Raw genomic sequence first — 20,343 nt, forward strand, 5'->3', positions numbered from 1 at the left:
CCCGTTCCTAGTTCTTGACGACGAGGGTGCCCGCGCCCGAGCGCGCGTAGCGCTCCGGCCGGTACATGTCCTCGATGGTGGCAGCCGGATGGATGAACGTTCCGGGCGTCACGGCGCGGACGATGTAGGCGATGGTGGCGGTGGCCGCGACTGTCTTTAATTTGCTCGCCTCCGGCAAGACTTTCAGCTTGCTCGGCTCGGGAGCCGTGGCATCGGATGCGTTATCCGAGGCATCCGAGTTGGTGCTGGCATGGTCGCCGTCATCGTCGCTGTCGGACGGCGTGTTGCCCCAGAGATTGAAGGCGGCCACGAAGCGGTCGTCGCGGAACTCGGTGTGCTCGGGACGTAGTGTCGTGCGCAACCAGTCGAGGGCCTTGATGTCGCCCGAGTCCACCAGGCGCGGGTTTTCGATTTCGAGGCCAGCAGGTAGGCGGTCGACCAGCAGGACGCGGCCAGCGGCTTCATCGCTTTCGATGGTCAGCACCGCGACCAGGCGCTCGTTCTGCGCCAGCTCGCTCTTGCCGCCGTCGGCGCTGGCGAGATCGACCTCTTCGCCGTTCAGCTTGTAGTAGGAGCGCGTCACGGTGAAGCCCTTCGAAATGGCGGGCTCCGTGGTGAGCGACGCGCCGATCACGCTGACGACGACATCGGTCGGCGCGTCGCCGTCGTTGGTGACGGTGAGGCCCTTTTCGACTTCTTCAGCCGTGAGCGAGCGAACCAGCGTGCCATCGACGGGCGTGCCGTTGATCGCGACCTTGGCCAGCTTCGCCTGATCGCCGAGGGCGTGGGCCGCAAGCAGCATCCACGCCTGCTCCTGCGTCGAGGTGTAGTTGCGGGCGAGGTAGGCCTTGGCGATGACGTTGACGAGGCGTGGCGTTTCGGACTTCACGATGCCGCTCTCGGACGCCAGCGTGACGAGTGCTGCGCCGTCGCGAATATCGGAGCCGTAGTCCGAGCGAGCGACGCGCAGGGCGTCCTGGTCGGCGAAGGCGTCGAGCGCGCCCTTGAAGGCGGTCTCCGCGCGTTCCTTGTCACCGACCATGGCGAGGGCCGCGCCGAGCTGGGCCTTGCCGAGCGGGGTCGCGAAGCGGTCGAGGCGCGTGTCGGCGTAGTAGCGCAGTTCGCCGATCGGCGCGCGGCCGTTGCGCGCCAGCACGTAGAGCGCGTAGGCGCGATCCTCGCCGCCCTTGGTGAAGTCCTCGCCGTTCAAGGCGAAGTTCTGCAGGCGGTCGAGGGCCTGGTTGAAGGGAAGCTGGCGCACGTCGTAGCCGGCTTCACGCGCACGGGTGAGGAAGTCCGTGACGTAGCTCGTGAGCCAGAGGTCGGTGTTGCCCGGGCCCCAGCTGCCGAATGCGCCGGAGCTGTCCTGCATGTCGAAGACGCGGGCGATGGCGCCCTGCACGCGCTCCTTCAGAGCCTTGTCCGCGCCGATGCCGATGCTGGTGGCGACGGCGTTGGCGTAGAGCAAGGGAAGTGCGCGCGAGACGGTCTGCTCGGCACAGCCGTAGGGATAGCGGTCGAGCGCGGTGAGCAGGCCGGGCACGTCCATGGTCGCAGCCGGGCCTACGGAGAGATTGACCTTGGTGCGGCTCCTGATCAGGCCCGCGATCAGATCCTTCGACAGCGTGAGCTTGCCGCCGGCGGCCGAGAGAGAGGCGACCGTCGTGCGTTTGATGTCGCCGGAGGGCGGTTTGATGTCGAGCGTGAGGCGGCGCGAGACGGAGATGCCGCCCGGGCCGGTGACGCTGACGTCGTAGGTGCGCAGGCCGACTTCATCCGGTTTGAAGGTGACGATGTGCGACTTGCGTTCGCCCGCGGCGAGCGTGAGTTCCTTCTCCGCCACGACGAGGTCGGTCGCGGCGTGGTCGATCAGCTTGGCGGCGTAGGCGCCGGCCGGGCCGTCCACATTGTGCAGCGAGAGATCGACGCGGGCCTCGTCGCCGAGGGTGAGGAACCGCGGCGCGGAGGCCGTGAGCGCCACCTCGTCGCGCACGATGACGTCGTTGGTGCCGTGGCCGAGTTTCGTTTTCGACCAGGCGACGGCCATGACGCGGACGGTGCCGTTGAAGCTTGGAAGAGCGAACTCGGCGTTGGCGATGCCGTCGGGGCCGACGGTGACGATGCCGGAGTAGAACGACACCGTTTCCTCGACCGGCGGGCTGCCTTGCAGGCCCGCGCCGTCGGTGCCGTCGCCGCCGGAGCGGAGCTTGCCGCGTTCGGCGCGCATGCCGTCGATCAGGCGGCCGTAGAAGTCGCGCATTTCGAGGGCGAGCTTCTGCTGGGCGTAGAAGTGGGTTTCGGGTGCGGGCGCCTGGAAGCGCGTGAGGTTGAGGATGCCGAGGTCGACGGCCGCAACCGTGACGCGGGCGTCTTCGCCGGCGTCGAGGCCCTTGATCTTGACGGGGATGGTGAGCGTGGACGCGCCCTTGATCTTGGCTTCGGTCGGGATCTCGACCGTGAGCGTGCGCTTCGACTGGTCGATGCCGATCCAGCGGACGCCGATGGCGCGGCTCGGCATGCGCTTGGCCGTCTCGTCCATCGGGCGATAGAGAAGAGCCGTCGCGTAGGCGCCGGGGCCCCAGTCGCTGCCGACCGTGATCTCCACGTCGCTGCCGCCCTTGGCGATGTCAACTTCCTGGCTCGAGAGAAGCCCGCGGCCGAGCACGGTGACGAGGGCCTTGCCGCCTTGCTTGGAGGCGATGCGCAGCTTGGCTTTTTCGCCCGGCTGATAGGTGGGCTTGTCGAGGGCGACGTCGAGCATTTCGGGGCTCTCGGCCGTCTCGCCGCTGGTGTACCAGCCGGCGTTGAAGATCACGCTCGAGAGCGTGCCGGCGGTGCCCGAGGCGCTGACCTCGAGGCGGTAGCGGCCGTAGTCCACGTCGGCGGAAATGGAGGCGGGCGCGGCGGCAGTGGCGTCGAGCTTGCCGTCCGCGATCTTGCGCGTGATGGTCTGGCTCTCATAGGTCCACGAGCCGTCGCGGCGGTACCACTGCCACGAGGTGTCGAGGCGGACGAGCTGCCAGTCGAGGCTGGCCGCGGTGGGCTTGCCGTCGGCATCCAGCATCACGACGTCGAAGCGCGCCTTCTCGCCTTCGCCCAGCGACGATGTCTCGAACAGCGGCTTGATGCCGATTTTCGGATCGCCCAGGTTGACGGGGAGCACGATCGACCGCTCGATGCTGCGGCCGCCGGCTTCGCGCAGGCGCACGATGACGTTGGCTTCGAGGGGCTTGGCGGTCTTGGTGACGGCGGGCAGCGTGATGGCGAGGGCGGCCTTGCCGGTGTCATCGGTCAGCGGGAGCTTGTCGAGCGGCTGGCGCACGGGGCTCACGGATTCCTCAGCCTCGCCGAAGCGATAACCGGCGTAGCCTTCGAGATCCTTGGCGGATGGGCGGACGACGATGTCGCCTTCGAGCGCAAGGCCGGCGGCCGGGGGGCCGTAGAGATAGCGGCCCGATACGTCGACGGTCTTGGTCTCTTCGGGGGCGAGTGTGCCTGCGCCATCCTTGAGCGTGAGATCGAGGCGTTCGGGAACGTAGTCTTCGACGAGGAACGAGATCTGCGTGAGGGCGTCGGCCTTGGGATCGGCGTGCAGACGCGCGCGCCAGGTGCCGGTCATCGCGCCGCCGCCGAGGGTCAGGCGCAGCGTGCGTCCGCCGAGGCCTTCGTCGGCGAGCGGATAGCGGCCGTGCTCGACGCCATCGGGGCGGACGACGATCAGCGTCGTCGGCAGGCTAGCGGCCGCGCCGGTCCCATCACGAACGAGGGCGGTGACGTTCACCTCCTCGCCGGGGCGGTAGACGCCGCGTTCCGTATAGAGGAAGCCGTCCAGCGGGCCCGGCGCATCGCGGCCCTTGACGCCGCGGTCCGAGAGATCGAAGGCGTTGGTCGAGAGATCGAGGAAGGCATATTCTCCCGCGCCGTTCTCGGCGACGAGGATGGCGGGCGCATTGCCGCCTTCGCCCTTGGACTGGCCGGGCTCGAAGCGTACGTAGCCGTTCTTGTCGGACTTGCCGGTGGCCAGCACCTCGTTGTTGCGCGCGATCAGGCGGACGTTGGCGTCGGCGACGGCATCGGTGCTGGCGAGCGAGCGCACGAAGGCGTGCACGCCGTCGTCACCCGAGAATGCCGTGAGGCCGAGGTCCGAGACGATGAACCACTGGGTGGCCTGCTCGCGCCACGTTTCCTGCGGGACATCCGCGGGGCGCGCGATCATGGCGTAGGCGCCGGGCTGGAGCGTGCCGATGGCGTCGCTGACCGGGAAGGCGGCCGTGACTTCGGCGTTGAGCTTGGTCGCGACGTCCAACTCGCCCTTGTAGACGAGGCTGCCGGTGCGGCTCTTCAGGGTTTCGAGGTCGTAGCCCTGGAGCTGGCGGTCGAGGTCGCCGTTGCTGATGGCGTTGGCGAGACTTCGGTCGCCGATGCGGTAGACCTCGACTTCGACGCGCCCGGTGTTGATGGCGACGAGCGGGATGCCCTGCTGGCCGCGGCTGGGCAGGACATAACTCTTGCCCGTGAAATGGACCATCGGCTTGCGGTCGGGAACGTAGACGGCCAGAGTCACTTGCTTGGCGAGCGCTTCGTTGACGTCCGACGGCAGTCCGGCACGGATCTGGATCTCGTAGCGCTGGCCGTGCTCGACGCCGTCGATGCAGAGCTGGCTGCCTTCGACGGAGACGGATTGCGGATCGCGCCCGTTGACGGAGATGAATTTGGCGAAGTCGATCTGGCCGCGCGACAGGATTTCCGAGAACTGCACGCAGACGCGGGGCGTCGCGGCATCGCCATCGGTCGTGTAGTCGGAGAGACGGAAGCCGTGCTCGGCGCGGACCTTTTCATAGGCTTCGCGGACGCTCGCGGTTTCGGCGAGGGCGAGGCTGGTCTTCAGGGCGTCGATGGCCGGGCGCCAGTAGGAGCGGCGCTGCATGGCCTCGGCCAGCACGGCAAGCGTGCGGGCTTTCATGGCCGGATCGGTGCTCAGCGTGTAGGCGCGGTAGGCGGCGCCCGATGCGTTGACCGGGAGATCGTAATTTTCGGATTTGTCCGGCTCGGGCTTGATGGCGAGCAGCGCCTTGGCGAGACCGATCCAGTTGTCGGGGCTCTTGCGGTCGGCGACGACGGCGGCGGCGTAGGTGCGCGACGCGGCGCGCGCGTCCGGTCCCATCAGGCGTTCGGCGGCAAGCCTCAGGTCCGGGGAGGTTCGTCCGTCCGGTTTCCACGTATCGCGGATGTAGGTCTCGTAGCGATCGGCGTCCTTGGCGACGCCCTTGTGGGCGAAGACCGGCTCCTGGGCCACCGCGGCTGTCGTGATGGAGGCGGTAAGTAGTGCCAAGCCGAGAATGAGGGATGTGAGACTGCGCATCGCGATGACCCTGATGAGCTCTGGCCGGATGTGGTCCGACGCCAAAATTTCCAGGATGCACAATAGCATTGGGGCATCCAGCGGCGGGAGCCCATCACACCTGAATGATCAAACGTTGGCGGTAAGGAGATACTTGCTGGCAAATTCCGATCAATGCTGACGGTTGGTCCCGGCGGGCCGGGAGCGGAGCGCGAAAATACGAAACAGCCGGCCTCCTTGCGGGGGCCCGCTGCTGTCTTTGGGGGGCGTCGGAAGGGGGTGGTTGCGAAAGCTCCAAGCTCATCACCCCACCCCGCGCGGCATGCTTACCGCATGACGCGCGACCCTCCCCGTCAAGGGGAGGGTGAGGAAGGGAGTAGGCTGGGATTGTCCGAAACTCGAAATTTCTTGGTTGGTGCCGAGACGGCTTAGTGCCGGAACGGCTTTCTTGCTCAGTGCCGGAACGGCTCTTTTGTTCAGTGCCGGAACGGCAACGGGCTCGGCGCGGCGTCGGCGCCTGCGATCAGCGACGGGTCGAACAGGGGCGCGTGACGGGGAGCGAGCGTGCGGCGTTCGCCGGTCAGGCTGCCGGTCGGGCCGGCCGCGCGCCAGATCTGGGCAAAGGAGCGGACGGCGCGGCTGGCCGTGGCGCGGCAGGCGTCCGAGAAGAGTTCGTAGGTGTCGCGGCGCTGCGGGTCGCGGCGCATGCAGTCGCCGATCCAGACGGTGGATTCGTCGAGCACGAGCTGCTCATGCGCATCGAGGAGGCGGACGTCGGTGACGAATCGGCAGTCGCCTGATTGCGTGACGGCGGGCTGCGAACGGTTCGCGAGCACGGTCTGGACGGTGACGCCGGCGGCGGTCAGCTCGGGAGCGAGCGACTGGAGGGCGCGGGCGGCGGGGCTGTCGGCGGAGAGCGCGAGGAGGCGGTAGGTGATCGGGGCGGCTTCGGGCGAGGCGACGGCAGTGGCAAGATGGTCCGAGATAAACGCTTTCAGTCTCTCTTCTTTCTGCTCCTTAGAGACGACATTCAGACGAGCGTTTGGACTGAAGCGCATTTCGGTTGTCCTTTAGGGGGAGCGGATTTGCATCCGGAGTCCCATCGTGTAGTCGCGGCGTCATTTAGGCGACAAGACGGTTAAGCAAATGTTTCGCACAGCCCGATCCGGCAGCGCCGGTCATGGCCGTGGTTCAACCGTTTCGAAATGCCGGGCGAAGCCGGCTCGCCATGGTTGCTGCGTCGTCATTTGAGATTTCGCCTTCATTGTCGTCGGCAACTTGTTCCAAAAGCTTCAAGTCTTGGCTGGGCATGCGTGTGCCGAAATCGAACGGCGCGATCGCCGAAATGTCGATGACGGCCGCGCCGGGAGCCGGCGAATTTTTTTCATCGGGGGTGTCGATGGCGGTCAGTGCCTCGCTCAGACGTCCGATCAGGCCACCGTGGTCTTCGGGGCGGCCGAACGGCAGAGACACGGTCGCGGTCTCGCGTTTGAGGACGACATCGACGCGGTCGGCGTGGAGGACTGCAGGTTCAAGGATACAGGACTTGAGGATGCCTTCGACGGCTGAGTGAGAAGGCGATTCGGTCTCGATCTCGGCGACCGGCGCACCCGCCGACGAAGCAGGCCCGGCTGTCTCGCCCGCGCGACGATGCGGGGCGGTGTTGGAGTTGGCCGGTGCGGACGTGGCGTCCTCCGCATCGGGCGATGCGCCGAGTTCGGCTGCGGCGCTGCGCGCATAGGGACCGAAGCCACCCGCAGTCTGCGCGGAGGCCGGTGGCGCATAGCGAAAGTGCGGCGTTTGCCAGGTTTCGGCGGACGCCTCGGCTGCCGTCGCCGGCTTGCGCTCATCGGCGGACGTCCACTCGGGCTCGATGCGGGTCTTGCGCGGGTGGCTGGAGCTGCTGCCGAAGACGGGATCGGCTGCGCCGAAGCTCTGACTGTTGCGAACGCTAGGGTCCGTCCGGACGCTCGGTTCGGTGCGTGCGCTTTTTTCTGACCGGGTTCTCGTTTCGGTTTGAAGTCTGGGCTCCATCCGGATCATCGGCTCCGAGCGGCGCAGGATGTCGCGTTCGATGCGGCGGCGATTTGCGTCGGCCTCGGCGCGCCGGGCTGCGCCCATGACGGCGCCGAGAATGAATTCCGACCAGGCGCCGTCGCGGAACTTGTAGATCCGGAAGGCTTCGGAGCCGGCGAACTTCGAGCCCTGCTTGGCGAGCTTCTTGCGCACGGCGCCGTTGAAGGGCGTCCAGGTGCGCTTGAAGATGCGGTCTTTCTCGAAGCTGGTGAAGAGATTGGCGAGGAGCTGGGCTTCGGTGCGCAAGTCCTCGCGCTCGGCGGCGCTGACGTCCGGGGGGGCGTCGAGCGGCACGGCGACGTAGTAGCTGCCGTGCACGTCGAAGACGACGTGGCGGAACAACTCGAAGCTCTCGCGGATTTCGGGGTCGCGATGGATGTCGTTGAAGCGCGACAGGATTTCGATCACGGGGCCGCGCTCGGCCTCGCGCATCTTCGGCATCAGGCCGTGCAGGCGATGCCCCCGCCCGCCGATGGAGACCAGCAACAGGCAGATGTCGACGAAAATGGCGACTGCGAGGGGGACGTAATCCCGCTGCGAGAGCCCGCCGCCGTCCGTCGGGGGTGGCGGGGTCGATCCCCCGTTCTCGACGGAGCGGATGGCCTTCTTCTGCAGCTCGCGCAGTTCGTCCGCCGAGGGCGGCAGCTTGAACGAGAGCGCGCCGTAGAACGTGGTCGTGAGGCGGCGGAAGGCTTCGATGGTGGCTTCGGAGCCTTCGACGGCGGCGATCTTCGGGGTTTCGAGCACGGGCAGCTCGGCGATGGCGCGGGCGGCACCGCGCAACGCCTGGGCCAGCTCCGCATCCGGGCAGGAAAAGCCGCCGCTCTTCGGATCGCCGAACGTCGTCTTATCGGCGCGGTCGACGAGATCCTGGCGCAATTGCTGGAGCTGCGGGTCGGTGCGGAGTGCGTTGAAGCCGGACACCGTCATGTCGAGTTTGCGGCCGAGCTGCTTCATGAACTCGTTGCGGACGCCGGACTTGGGATCAATGATCGACGGGTCGTTGCTCGCGATCTTGGCGAGGTCGCCGTCGAGGGCGCCCATGGAGGTTTTTACGGCGCCGACCCGGCCGGCGACGAACTCGGATGCAAACCCGAAGCGCTGGGCGTCGTCGTCCCGCATCCGGCGGCGGGGGCCATCGCCGGGCTTGCTGTTCGGGCACGACGTGCCTTTGTCGCGTTCCGTCTCGGCCTTGCGGCGCGACAGGTCGGCAACCTGGACAAGGGTGGCGTTGAGCTGCTCGAGACGCGTCGAGCCGACGTTGAGCGATGTCTGCACGCCCGTCACAGCGAGTTCGGCCGAGCGCGAGCTTTCGGAGCGGCTTTCAAGCACTTTCCAATAGAAGCCGAACCCGAAGCCGACGGAGATCAGGCTCAGGAACAGATAGCCCGCGATGTAGGCGAGGCGCGTTCCGAAGCCGATGGACGATGAGAACATCTGGTCCAGCAGCCAGACGATCATCGTCATCAGCATGGCGACGGAAAAGCCGACGATCAGCTTATGGATGAGCGGCAGGTCACCCATGTTGGCCTGGATCAGCTCCAGCATGCCGACGTAGGTCGCGACCCAGGACAGCGTGCCGAGGCCGACGATCAGAATGAGTTTCTTGAGGTCGCGAGGGGAGCCGGAATCGGGCTCGTCACCCGAAGCGTCGGGAAGCAATCCAAGCTTGAAAGAGCGCGCAAAAAGTCCGCGCGAACGCCCCGCAGCCGGCGCGTACACCATGGGAGTCGACCTGTCCTAAGAGACCTTGCGCCGGACGGTTTTTTAGGTCCTTGCGCAAGTGCAATACGCGATAAAGCCGATCAGCCCCCGGCATTGTGATCCGGATCCTGAGTATTCGGAATTCTTGTCGCGAGTACGGCCGAGCGGTGTCGGGATTGGGCAGCAGGCAGTAGGCAGTAGGCAGTAGCAGGGGCGCCCCCTCACCCGGAAGCGATGTCCAGGCGGAGCATGGCTCCGCCATGACCGATCGCTTCCGGCCTCTCCCCAGGGGGAGAGGCGAAGGAAGTGTCGCGAGTGGTCGCATGGCTCCGCCATGATGCGAGCGGCAAAGTTGGGGTTCGGCAGTCCTTTACCTCTCCCCCTGGGGAGAGGTCGACGCGAGGGGCTGAGCCCGAGCGGCGGGTGAGGGGGGAAGCCTAGGCGCCGGAGCGCTCGCCGAAGACGTAGCCGGAGCCGCGAACGGTGCGGATCGGATCGCGTTCCTTGCCGCGGATCAACGCCTTGCGCAGGCGGCCGACGTGGACGTCCACCGTGCGTTCGTCGACGAAGGCGTCGCGGCCCCATACGCCGTCGAGAAGCTGGGTGCGCGAGAGCACGCGGCCGGGGCTTTCCATCAGGAATTCGAGGAGGCGGAACTCGGTCGGGCCGAGGTGGACCTCGCGAAGACCGCGCGTCACCTTGTGGGCCGGACGATCCAGCTCGATGTCGGCGAAGCGCAGCACATCGGCCATGCGGTCGGGCGAGGCCCGGCGCAGGATCGCCTTCACGCGCGCCATCAGCTCGGGAAGCGAGAACGGCTTCACGACATAGTCGTCGGCGCCGGTGGAGAGACCGCGAATGCGATCGCCTTCCTCGCCGCGCGCCGTCAGCATGACGATGGGGATGGATTTGGTCTCCATCCGCGCCCGCATGCGGCGGCAGATCTCGATGCCCGAGACGCCGGGCAACATCCAGTCGAGAACGAGAAGATCCGGCTTTTCCTCCGCCACGAGGATTTCCGCCTCCTCGCCGTTTTCGGCGTGGGAGACACGGAAGCCCTCGGCCTCGAGATTGTAACGAAGCATCTCGGCGAGAGGCGCTTCGTCCTCGATCAGTAAAATTTTGGCGGTCATTTATCTGCGGTTCCGTCTCTCTGGCTCAGCTCTTGGAAAAGAGCGTGGAGCTTGTGTCGTCGCCCTTCGGGCGATCGTCAGCGATGTTCACGCCACGAACCAGGAAGTGCACGGTTTCGGCGATGTTGGTCGTGTGGTCGCCGACACGCTCGATGTTCTTCGCACCGAAGAGAAGGTGCGTGGAGAGGCCGATGCTGCGCGGATCTTCCATCATATAGGTCAGAAGCTCGCGGAAGAGCGAATTGTACATCGAGTCGATCTGTTCGTCCGATCGCCATACGGCGAGCGCGCGGTCGGCATTGCGGGCTGCGTACGCGTCGAGCACTTCCTTGAGCTGGGCAAGTGCGAGGTCGCCCATGTGGCGCATGCCGGTCATGAGCGGCTTGGGGTGGGATTCATGGGCGATGGCGAGGGCGCGCTTGGCGATGTTCTTGGCAAGGTCGCCGATGCGTTCCAGGTCGCCGGTGATGCGCAGGGCGGCCATGACGTGGCGAAGGTCGTTGGCGAGCGGCTGGCGGCGGGCGATCATCGAGATCACCTGCTCCTCGATTTCGCGCTCCAGCTGGTCGATCTGCTTGTCGGACTTGACGACCTGCTCGGCGAGCTTCGGGTCGCGGCGCTCGATAGCGTCGAACGACTGGGCGAGGATGTGCTCGGCGAGGCCGCCCATCTGGGCGATCTTCCGGTCGAGAAGGGCGAGCTCGTCCTCATAGGACTTTACGATGTGCTCGTTCATTGGATCTCCTTTGGGCCGCAGGGCCGGTTCGGCAAGTGCCGTGGCGGCTGCCGTGGTCGTTTCGGGCGTGGACGCCCGCCACGGCAGAAAGCCGGACAGCAGCGTCTTACGGTCGGTTGTCATCTGGCAAACTTTCGCCTGGGACGGTGATCAGCCAAAGCGGCCGGTGATGTAATCCTGCGTGCGCTTGTCGGTCGGGTTCGTGAAGATTTCCTCGGTGACGCCTTCCTCGACGATGACGCCGAGGTGGAAGAACGCGGTACGCTGTGAAACGCGAGCGGCCTGCTGCATCGAGTGCGTGACGATGATGATGCAGAAGTTCTGCTTCAACTCGTCGATCAGCTCTTCGATCTTAGCGGTCGCGATCGGGTCGAGGGCCGAGCAGGGCTCGTCCATCAGAATGACCTCGGGATTGACGGCAACGGCGCGCGCAATGCACAGGCGCTGCTGCTGGCCGCCGGAAAGCCCGGTGCCGGGATCGTTCAGGCGGTCCTTCACTTCATTCCAGAGGGCGGCGCGCTGGAGGCTCTTCTGGACGATGTCGTCCATCTCGGCTTTCGTGCTTGCCAGGCCGTGAATACGCGGGCCGTAAGCGACGTTCTCGTAGATGGACTTCGGGAACGGGTTCGGCTTCTGGAACACCATGCCGACGCGCGCGCGCAGCTGCACCACGTCGAGGGCCGGATCGTAGATGTCCTCGTTTTCGATGGTGATCTTGCCGGTGACGCGGCAGATCGGGATGGTGTCGTTCATGCGGTTGATGCAGCGCAGGAACGTGGACTTGCCGCAACCGGACGGGCCGATGAACGCCATCACGCCGCGATCGGGAATGTTGACGCTAACGTCGAAAAGCGCGCGCTTCTCGCCGTAGTAGACGTTGACATCCTTGGCGACGACCTTCGGCTCTTGGAGCTGATGAGGCTGGGCGGTGGCCCGTTGCAGGGACGACGGTTCAACGTTGAGCATTTTTTAGAACTCCAGCTTTCGATGGTCTACCAGCGACGCTCGTAGCGGCGGCGCAGAATGACGGCGGTGACGTTCATGACGACGAGGAAGCCCAGCAGGATCAGCGTGGCGCCGGCGGTGCGCTCGACGAAGCCGCGCTCAGCCGCCGTGGCCCACATGTAAATCTGCACCGGAAGCGCCGTTGCGGCATCCATCGGCGTCGTCGGATATTCGACGACGAAGGCGACCATGCCGATCATGAGCAGGGGAGCCGTTTCGCCGAGTGCCTTGGCGAGGCCGATGATCGTGCCCGTCAGGATGCCGGGGACCGCCAGCGGCAGTACGTGGTGCGTGATGGACTGCATCTTCGATGCGCCGACGCCGAGGGCCGCTTCGCGAATGGAGGGCGGAACGGCGGCGACCGCGGCGCGGGTCGCGATGATGATCGTCGGCAGCGTCATGAGCGCGAGCACCAGGCCACCGACGAGGGAGGCGGAGCGCGGGATACCCATGAAGTTGATGAAGATCGCGAGGCCGAGCAGACCGAAGACGATAGAGGGGACCGCGGCGAGGTTGTTGATGTTGACCTCGATCGTGTCGGTGATGACGTTCTTCGGGGCGAACTCCTCAAGGTAGACCGCCGCGGCGACGCCGAGCGGGACCGCGATCAGCAGCACGATTGCCATCATATAGAGCGAGCCGACCAGGGCGACGCCGACGCCGGCCGTTTCCGGCTTGCTGGATGCGCCGTAGGTGAAGAGGCCGGTGTTGAACTTCTTCGACAGCACGCCGGTCGCGATGGCGTGATCGAGCCAGCCGAGCTGCTTGTCGGAGAGCTTGCGGCGACCCTCGGAGACCGAGCGGTCGAACTGGCCCTTGAGAAGGCTGTCGACATTGCCGTGCGCCAGGACGTCGATCTTGACGGTCTGGCCGACGAGCGACGGGTCGGCCATCACGACCTTGCGGATCTGCGTGTCGGCGTTCTGCGACAGCAGATCGGCGGCGGCGCGGGCGTCGGCCTTGTTGTTCGGATCGACGCCGAGCGCGTGCTGGATCGCGCGGTTGGCAAGCTTGGAATAGTCCGCCATGCGCAACTCGGACTGCGTCGGTGCCGACGAGCCGAACGCGGCCTGATCGAGCACAACGTCGAGCGTGAACGTCGACTGCTGGAACGCCGTGTAGCCGCGCAACAGGATGGTCGAGAACAGGGCGACAAGGAACGTCAGACCGAACAGGATCGCTGCAATGCCGTAAGCGCGAAAGCGGCGTTCGGCAGCGTAGCGCCGCTTGATGCGCGCCCGGATGATCTCGTTCTTGCGACTGGCCGAGAGTGTCGTGTCAGGTGTCATGGGAGCCGTTTCTACCGCCATTATTCGTATTGCTCCCTATACTTGCGCACGATGTAGAGCGCGTAAATGTTGAGCGCGAGCGTGAACATGAACAGGGTCAAGCCGAGCGCGAATGCGACGAGCGTCTGAGGCGAGTTGAATTCGAGGTCGCCGGTGAGCTGGCTCACGATCTTGACCGTGATGGTGGTCACGGGTTCGAACGGGTTCAGCGTCAGGTTCGGCGCGATGCCGGCGGCGAGCACGACGATCATGGTTTCGCCGATGGCGCGGGACGCGGCGAGCAGGACGGCGCCGACGATGCCCGGGAGGGCCGCTGGAAGAATGACCCGCTTGATCGTCTCGGATTGCGTGGCGCCAAGGCCGTAGGAGCCTTCGCGCAGCGATTGGGGGACGGAGTTGATGATGTCGTCCGACAGCGACGAGACGAACGGGATCAGCATCACGCCCATGATGAGGCCCGCCGTCAGCACGCTGGTGGCCGAGATCGAGAGGCCGACGTGCGCGCCGAGGTCGCGCAGCAGCGGGCCGAAGGTGATCAGGGCGAAGAAGCCGTAGACGATGGTGGGGATGCCGGCCAGGATCTCGAGCAGCGGCTTGGTCGTCAGGCGGACGGGGCTCGACGCATACTCCGACATGTAGACGGCGGCGAACAGGCCAACCGGAACCGCGACCAGGAGCGCGACGAACGAGATGTAGAGCGTGCCCCAGAGCAGCGGGAGGAGACCGAACTGACCGCCTGCCTCGCCGACCGAACCGGCGGCGGAGAAGCGTGGATCCCAGACCGTGCCGAACAGGAAATCCGAGATCGGGACGATGCCGAAGAAATGGATGCTTTCGAAGAGCATCGAGAGAACGATGCCGAGGGTCGTGAGAATGGCGACCATCGAGCAGGAGAACAATCCGGCCAGGGCCACCCGCTCGACCGCGTTGCGGGATCTCAGGGTGGGGCCGACCTGGAAGAGCGCGAAGGCGAGGCAGAGGATGGCGAGGCCGATCGCCGAGATCGAGAGCAGCAACTGGCTGGATCGCTTGGCCTGCAGCTGAAACAATGCGGCGTTGACCGCGTAGGGTTCAGGCGAGAGGGCCAGCGGCGTGCCCTTGCTGAACAGGAGCGCCTTGACGTCCGCATTCGGTGCGGCGGCCTTCTCGAGGTCCTCAGGCGAGAGCGTGGCGAGACCACGCTCGATCGAGTTGATGGACGAAGTCGTGAGCGAGCGGGCCTGGGTTATGCCGTCCTGGACGTTTTGCGGCAGCCGCGCGTCAACCATTGTCGAAATAACGACCGGTGAAATCGCGGACCAGAGAACGATCAGGAAAAGGGCGGGTAAAATCGTCCAGCACAGCACGTAGGCGCCATAGTAGCCGGGGCGCGAGTGAAGCTTGGCTGTTTTGCCGCCGACAGATGCTTTCGATCGCCAGCTGCCGAGTAGCCAGCCGGCGGCTCCCAGGGCGATAACGATGGCGGCAATCAGGAATGTCGACACCGGGCTGTTCCTATTCCGAGGTGGAAGACTGTCCGGACAGACGCAAAACGTCGCGTGCGCCGGGATCTTGATCAAAGGGCCGGAGAGAAATCAGGGGGAACGGGATTTTGAAATCCGCCCGTTCCCCCTTCAGTCAGCTTGCCTGCGGGCCGTCAGACGGCACGCAAGACTGCTTTACTTTGCTGCCGTCGCGAGGGTCTTGCCGGTCTTCACCAGTTCCTGGACTTCCTTGCGCTCTGCATCGGGAAGGGGAACGAGGCCGTACTCTGCAAGCGGACCATCAGCCGAGAGGATGCGGTCGCTGGTGAAGAACTCGACGTATTCCTTGAGGCCAGGGATGACGCCGAGGTGAGCCTTCTTGACGTAGAAGAAGAGCGGGCGCGAAACCGGGTACTTGCCCGAGGCAACGGTTTCAACCGAAGGCTCGACGCCGCTGATGGTCGCGACCTTCAGCTTGTCCTTGTTGTTCTCGTAGAACGAAAGGCCGAATACGCCCACGCCCTGCTTGTTGGACTGGATGCGTGCCAGCGTCTCGGTGTAGTCGCCGTCGATGTCGACCGCGGCGCCGTCCTTGCGGACCTTGTTGCACGCCTTGTCAGCCGCCTTCTTCTTGGCGTCGTCGTCCTTGCCTTCAGCCTTGGCGAGGTGGAGCTTGTCACCGCCCAGGGCCTTGCAGCCGACGTGGAGGACCTTTTCCTCGAACACTTCGCGCGTGCCGTGCTTTTCGCCCGGGATGAAAGCCGCGATCGGAGCGTCGGGGAGCGAGGGGTTCACCTCTTTCCAGGTCTTGTAAGGATTGGCGACGAGGGCGCCGTCCTTCGGAATTTCAGCGGCGAGAGCGAGGTAGATGTCCTTCGGCTCAAGCTTCCAGTCGCCGGCGCTCTCGTCGACTGCGAAGACGATGCCGTCATAGCCGAACTTCACTTCGACGATGTCGCTGACGCCGTTCTTGGCGCACTCTTCCTGCTCGCCCGACTTGATCTTGCGCGAGGAGTTGGCGATGTCGAGCTTGTCTTCGCCGACGCCGGCGCAGAACTGCTTGAGGCCGCCCGAAGAACCACCCGACTCGATGACGGGGGTCTTGTAGTCGCCGAAGGCCTTGCCGAACTGCTCAGCCACAATGTTGGCATAAGGCAGAACGGTGGATGAGCCTGCAACCTTGACCTGGTCGCGCGCCAGTGCCGCACAGGCGAACGCGCCCATTCCGACGGCCGCTGCCGTCGTGAAGGCGATGAACTTGTTGTTCACGCTAATCTCCATTGTCTCGTGGACTATGCAACGACGCGGCCCTCCGCCAGCGCGCTGCTTCCGGGACGCTTGCCCCGGCGCCACCGTTTTAGGCCGTTGAGACTATGGATTTATGACAGAGTATCAGGCTGATATAAATAGCAAAATGCAACTTAAGTCGTGATCTGATCGTTATTGTGCGGCAGGACGGATCGAGGCCGTGGCGGCACCCTCTGCGGGCGCGGAGGCGTGCGTTGGCCTTCGACTTTTCGCCATTGCCGCACTGCACATCCCCGCGTTGACAGCGGGCGTGCGCAGTTTCATGGATACAAAACGCTTAACTTTCACCGTGTTCGACCGCGAGGCCCGTCTCCATGGTTCAGCTCACGCTTCCCAAGTCCTCGAGGGTTCAGACCGGCAAGACTTGGAATTCCCCCGATATCAAAGGGAAATGGCGCGAGTTCCGCATCTATCGCTGGAATCCCGACGACGCGGACAATCCGCGCATGGACACCTACTGGATCGACGAAGAGCAGTGCGGGCCGATGGTGCTCGACGCGCTGATCAAGATCAAAAGCGAGATCGATCCGACGTTGACGTTCCGCCGCTCCTGCCGCGAAGGCATCTGCGGATCTTGCGCAATGAACATCGACGGCACCAACGATCTGGCCTGTCTCAAGGGGCTCGAGGAGGTCAAGGGGCCGATCAAGGTCTATCCGCTGCCGCACATGCAGGTGGTGAAGGATCTCGTGCCCGATCTCACGAATTTCTATGCCCAGCACCGCTCGATCGAGCCTTGGCTGCAGACGGATACGGCCGCGCCGCCGAAGGAATGGAAGCAATCGCGCGAAGATCGCGAGAAGCTCGACGGGCTCTACGAATGCATCCTTTGCGCCTGCTGCTCGGCGTCGTGCCCGAGCTACTGGTGGAATTCAGACCGCTATCTCGGCCCTGCCGCGCTGCTGCAGGCCTATCGCTGGGTGATCGACAGCCGCGATGAGGCGACGGGCGAGCGTCTCGACAATCTCGAAGATCCGTTCCGGCTCTATCGCTGCCACACGATCATGAATTGCGCCAAGGCCTGCCCCAAGGGCCTGAGCCCGGCGAAGGCGATTGCGGAACTGAAGAAGCTGATGGTGCAGCGGCGAGTCTGAGCGGACCGTCCGCCGGCGTCCTCCGCAGAGGGAATAGGATCACGCATGCTCGACCATATCGGTTTGCCGGTTTCCGATTTCGAACGCTCGAAAGTTTTCTACACTGCGGTGCTCGCTCCGCTCGGCATCAGCATGTTGCTCGAGAAGGATTTGTCGGATGAAGGCGGCCCGGCCGGTTATTGCGGTTTCGGTGTCGATAGGCCCACATTCTGGATTGGGACGGGAAAGCCATTCACCGGCCGATTGCATGTCGCATTTGCTGCTACAAGCCGAGCGCAGGTTTCTGAGTTTTACAAAGCGGCCTTGGCGGCCGGGGCCAAAGATAATGGTCCGCCGGGACTACGCCCGCATTATCACGCGAACTACTTCGGCGCCTTCGTCATTGATCCCGACGGGCATAATGTCGAAGCCGTCAGTCATCTGCCGGAATAAGCGCGCACAGGGCGCCAGAAAACAAATGGCCTGCCCGAAAACAACAAGACCGGTGGCGCGTCCCGCAGCCACCGGTCTTCAAGTTGGAACTTAATCCAAGAAAAGCCGCGACACCCGCGCCCTGTTGCCCAGACAGGTGCGGGGAGGCGGTCCGCTTATTAAGCGGCTTTCTTCTTCTTTGCAGCCGGCTTCGCAGCTTTGCGAGCAGCAGGCTTAGCGGCCTTGCGAGCAGCCGGCTTCGCGGTCTTGCGAGCGGCGGGCTTTGCAGCGGCCTTACGTACAGCCGGCTTCTTCGCCTTTGCGCGAGCCGGGGCCTTCTTAACAGCGGTCTTAGCCATGAGTTCTCTCCCTCTAATTCGTCCGAATCATTTCGAACAAAAAAATCATGAGCAAATTCGATGATTTTGTTGACATGAAAAGTGGATTCGGCATGCAGATTCATTGGAATTCGACCGAAAGTGTTGCGGGAAGTCTACAATTTCGTCGATATTTGAAAGTGCTACGCGGAAATTCTCAGATCGCCGTGAGCTTCGCTGCACGAAAAAGATCGCGAAGAACGATCGCGCGAGTCGCGAAATGGACTCGGATTCAAAATTTCTGCGGGCGGACAGCTACGCTGCGAGACCAACGCGCCGTTGCAGATCGAGCACCGCCATCATGAAGCCCATGCGGTCCTCGACCGCCTCCGCGAGCAGCGAAAAGTAGTTCGCCTCCTGCGGCACGATCTCGCCGACGACCTCGCCCAATTCGAACCGGAGGTCCGCCTCGTGCCGGCGCGCGATGGCCTGCATGCCAGCGTTCGACGCCAGGCAACTGACATAGAGAAGGTGCACACCGCGATTGCGCGCAGCACGGATCACGCGGCCCATCAGCTCGGTGCCGAGGCCGCGCTCCTGGAACGCGCTCTCGACCGAGAAGGCGGCTTCCGCTTCGCTGCCCCAGGTCGTACCCAGCTTCTTGAGCTCGGCCGCGGCGCGGACCAGGCCATCCTCGACATAGGCAAAGACCGTCGAGCCCGCGTCGGCCATGTGGCGCGCATAGTCCTCGATGAAACTGTCCGACACTCCGTGGGCAAAGCGCATGGCCCGGCTCGTCTTGTCGAGCCGAAGGAGGTGATCGCGAAAGAGCGCCTGCTCGTGCGGCCATAACTTTCGGAACGTGCCGGGCACGCTTGTGGTGTCGTTCATAGTGATTGTTCTCCCCGGGGTGCGGGACCGGGCGCTTCGTCCGTCCGTCCGTTTCCCCGTTTCGCAGGCCGCAGCGGGTTCCGCCGCGATGCCTCGTACATAATCCTAGTTGTGCGCTGCACAATGGCGCAGAAGTATGACATTTAAGACATTTCTTCGTTTTTCTAGGTCTGGAGGCCAGCAAATACGCTGCAGTGCAAGAAACGCAAAGCAGGGTTGTTCGCACCGCTGAGGCGAACGGCCGCGCAATTCAGTTTGTGGCGCCCGGCGCATCTGGCAGGGTCGCGACCCGGCGACAATGGAAGTCAGCGGGCGGGGTCGGCGATTTGAGCACTTCGGTATTGGAGCACTACGAACGGCGGCTCGCGCTCGGCGAAATCGAGCCCGATGCGGCGCAGCGCGACGCCGTGCTGCGGCTCGACACGCTCTCTGTCGCGCTCGAGGACTGGCGTCTGCAGCGGCAGGGCGGCCGGCTCGCCGCCTTCTTCAAGACCAAAGTGCCGCCGCCGCGCGGTCTCTACCTGCACGGCGGCGTCGGGCGCGGCAAAACCATGCTGATGGATCTCTTTCACGAGGCGACGCCGTTCACGCCCAAGCGCCGGCTGCATTTCCACGCCTTCATGAGCGAGGTGCACGAACGGATCCAGCGCGGGCGGGCGACCACGGACGGCGATCCCATTCCCTTCGTGGCGGCGGAAATCGCGGCCGAGGCGGGGCTGCTGTGCTTCGATGAGCTTACGATCACGGACATCGCGGACGCGATGATCCTCGCCCGGCTGTTCAAGGCGCTGTTCGCACGCGAGGTCGTGGTCGTGGCCACCTCGAATGCGCCGCCGGAGCGGCTCTACTGGAACGGACTCAACCGCCAGCTCTTTCTGCCGTTCGTCGCGCTGCTCACGCAGCACATGGACAGGGTCGAGCTCAAGGCGGCCAAGGATTTCCGTCTCGACAAGCTGGTGGGCCGGCGGCTCTACTTCGCACCGTGCGACGCGGCGGCCGCCGCCGGCATCGAGGACCACTGGCAGCGGCTGACGGGTCAGCATCCCGGCGCGCCCGCGTTCCTGGAGGTCAAAGGGCGGCAGGTGCGGGTGCCGATGGCCTCCATGGGGGTCGCGCGCTTCTCGTTCGCGGATCTGTGCGAGAAGCCGCTCGGGGCGCTCGACTATCTGCACATCGCGCACGCCTTCCATACCGTCGTGATCGAAGGCGTGCCGGTGCTGACGCCCGAGCGGCGCAACGAGGCGCGCCGGCTGATCCACCTGATCGACACGCTCTACGATTGCCGGACGTCGCTGATCATGTCGGCGGACGCCGAGCCGGACGATCTCTATCCCGAGGGGGACGGAGCGCCGCTTTTCGAGCGCACGGCGTCCCGCCTCATGGAGATGCGCAGCGAGGCCTATCTGGCCCGGGCGGCGGCACCGCGCGGTGACTAGGCACGGGCGGCCCGGCGCGTGTGCATTCTTCCGAATCCCGGCGATCGGCCGCCGTCGGGCTTGAGCGCTCTCCCTTTTCGTCCTACGAAAGCCGAATATTTTCTCATGCGCGGACGACTTACCAGCGTACCATTGCTAC

General features: G+C 64.8%; 14 protein-coding genes. 3 read left to right on the forward strand and 11 right to left on the reverse strand.

The features are described from left to right. Positions 1–7: 7 nt before the first annotated feature. From ACTIFK_RS10905 to ACTIFK_RS10945, 9 genes are all read right to left on the reverse strand, one after another. Positions 8–5,431 carry an alpha-2-macroglobulin family protein gene (locus tag ACTIFK_RS10905; RefSeq protein WP_439543097.1) on the reverse strand — a complete coding sequence of 1,808 codons (5,424 nt, stop codon included), beginning with the start codon at positions 5,429–5,431 and terminating at the stop codon, positions 8–10. 386 nt (positions 5,432–5,817) lie between these two features. Then, positions 5,818–6,399: a hypothetical protein gene (locus tag ACTIFK_RS10910; RefSeq protein WP_439543098.1), complete on the reverse strand. Its 582-nt coding sequence runs from the start codon at positions 6,397–6,399 to the stop codon at positions 5,818–5,820. 133 nt (positions 6,400–6,532) lie between these two features. Continuing rightward, positions 6,533–9,142: a hypothetical protein gene (locus ACTIFK_RS10915; RefSeq protein WP_439543099.1), complete on the reverse strand. Its 2,610-nt coding sequence runs from the start codon at positions 9,140–9,142 to the stop codon at positions 6,533–6,535. A gap of 416 nt (positions 9,143–9,558) precedes the next feature. After that, positions 9,559–10,254, reverse strand: coding sequence for a phosphate regulon transcriptional regulator PhoB (gene phoB, locus ACTIFK_RS10920; RefSeq protein ID WP_291153425.1), 696 nt, complete (start codon positions 10,252–10,254; stop codon positions 9,559–9,561). 25 nt (positions 10,255–10,279) lie between these two features. Beyond that, the gene (gene phoU / locus ACTIFK_RS10925; protein ID WP_439543331.1) at positions 10,280–10,990 is read right to left on the reverse strand and encodes a phosphate signaling complex protein PhoU; all 711 of its coding nucleotides are present in this window, start codon (positions 10,988–10,990) and stop codon (positions 10,280–10,282) included. 150 nt (positions 10,991–11,140) lie between these two features. Continuing rightward, entirely contained in the window at positions 11,141–11,956 is an 816-nt protein-coding gene (gene pstB, locus ACTIFK_RS10930) for a phosphate ABC transporter ATP-binding protein PstB (protein ID WP_439543100.1), read from the reverse strand. Positions 11,957–11,982: 26 nt separating this feature from the next. Next, positions 11,983–13,305 carry a phosphate ABC transporter permease PstA gene (gene pstA / locus ACTIFK_RS10935; RefSeq protein ID WP_439543101.1) on the reverse strand — a complete coding sequence of 441 codons (1,323 nt, stop codon included), beginning with the start codon at positions 13,303–13,305 and terminating at the stop codon, positions 11,983–11,985. Beyond that, positions 13,305–14,768, reverse strand: a complete 1,464-nt coding sequence (gene pstC / locus ACTIFK_RS10940) for a phosphate ABC transporter permease subunit PstC (protein ID WP_439543102.1) — start codon at positions 14,766–14,768, stop codon at positions 13,305–13,307. Before pstC ends, pstA begins: the two co-directional genes overlap by 1 nt. 174 nt (positions 14,769–14,942) lie before the next feature. Further along, entirely contained in the window at positions 14,943–16,028 is a 1,086-nt protein-coding gene (locus ACTIFK_RS10945) for a substrate-binding domain-containing protein (RefSeq protein ID WP_439543103.1), read from the reverse strand. A gap of 341 nt (positions 16,029–16,369) precedes the next feature. Here ACTIFK_RS10945 and ACTIFK_RS10950 point away from each other — a divergent pair, with 341 nt between their 5' ends. Next, entirely contained in the window at positions 16,370–17,149 is a 780-nt protein-coding gene (locus ACTIFK_RS10950) for a succinate dehydrogenase iron-sulfur subunit (protein ID WP_439543104.1), read from the forward strand. Positions 17,150–17,194: 45 nt separating this feature from the next. Continuing rightward, entirely contained in the window at positions 17,195–17,581 is a 387-nt protein-coding gene (locus ACTIFK_RS10955) for a VOC family protein (protein ID WP_439543105.1), read from the forward strand. A gap of 158 nt (positions 17,582–17,739) precedes the next feature. Here ACTIFK_RS10955 and ACTIFK_RS10960 read toward each other — a convergent pair whose 3' ends face one another. Together ACTIFK_RS10960 and ACTIFK_RS10965 are read right to left on the reverse strand one after the other, a co-directional pair. Beyond that, positions 17,740–17,919, reverse strand: coding sequence for a hypothetical protein (locus ACTIFK_RS10960; RefSeq protein WP_291153440.1), 180 nt, complete (start codon positions 17,917–17,919; stop codon positions 17,740–17,742). A 273-nt stretch (positions 17,920–18,192) separates the two neighbouring features. Next, complete coding sequence (locus ACTIFK_RS10965) at positions 18,193–18,768, reverse strand: GNAT family N-acetyltransferase (protein WP_439543106.1); 576 nt, start codon at positions 18,766–18,768, stop codon at positions 18,193–18,195. A gap of 326 nt (positions 18,769–19,094) precedes the next feature. On the opposite strand from ACTIFK_RS10965, the gene zapE reads away from it, so the two are divergent. Further along, positions 19,095–20,204 (forward strand): cell division protein ZapE, encoded by a 1,110-nt coding sequence (gene zapE / locus ACTIFK_RS10970; RefSeq protein ID WP_439543107.1) that lies wholly within the window; start codon positions 19,095–19,097, stop codon positions 20,202–20,204. Positions 20,205–20,343 lie beyond the last annotated feature (139 nt).

It is taken from the genome of Hyphomicrobium sp., from assembly GCF_051860585.1.
Taxonomy (GTDB): Bacteria; Pseudomonadota; Alphaproteobacteria; order Rhizobiales; family Hyphomicrobiaceae; genus Hyphomicrobium_C.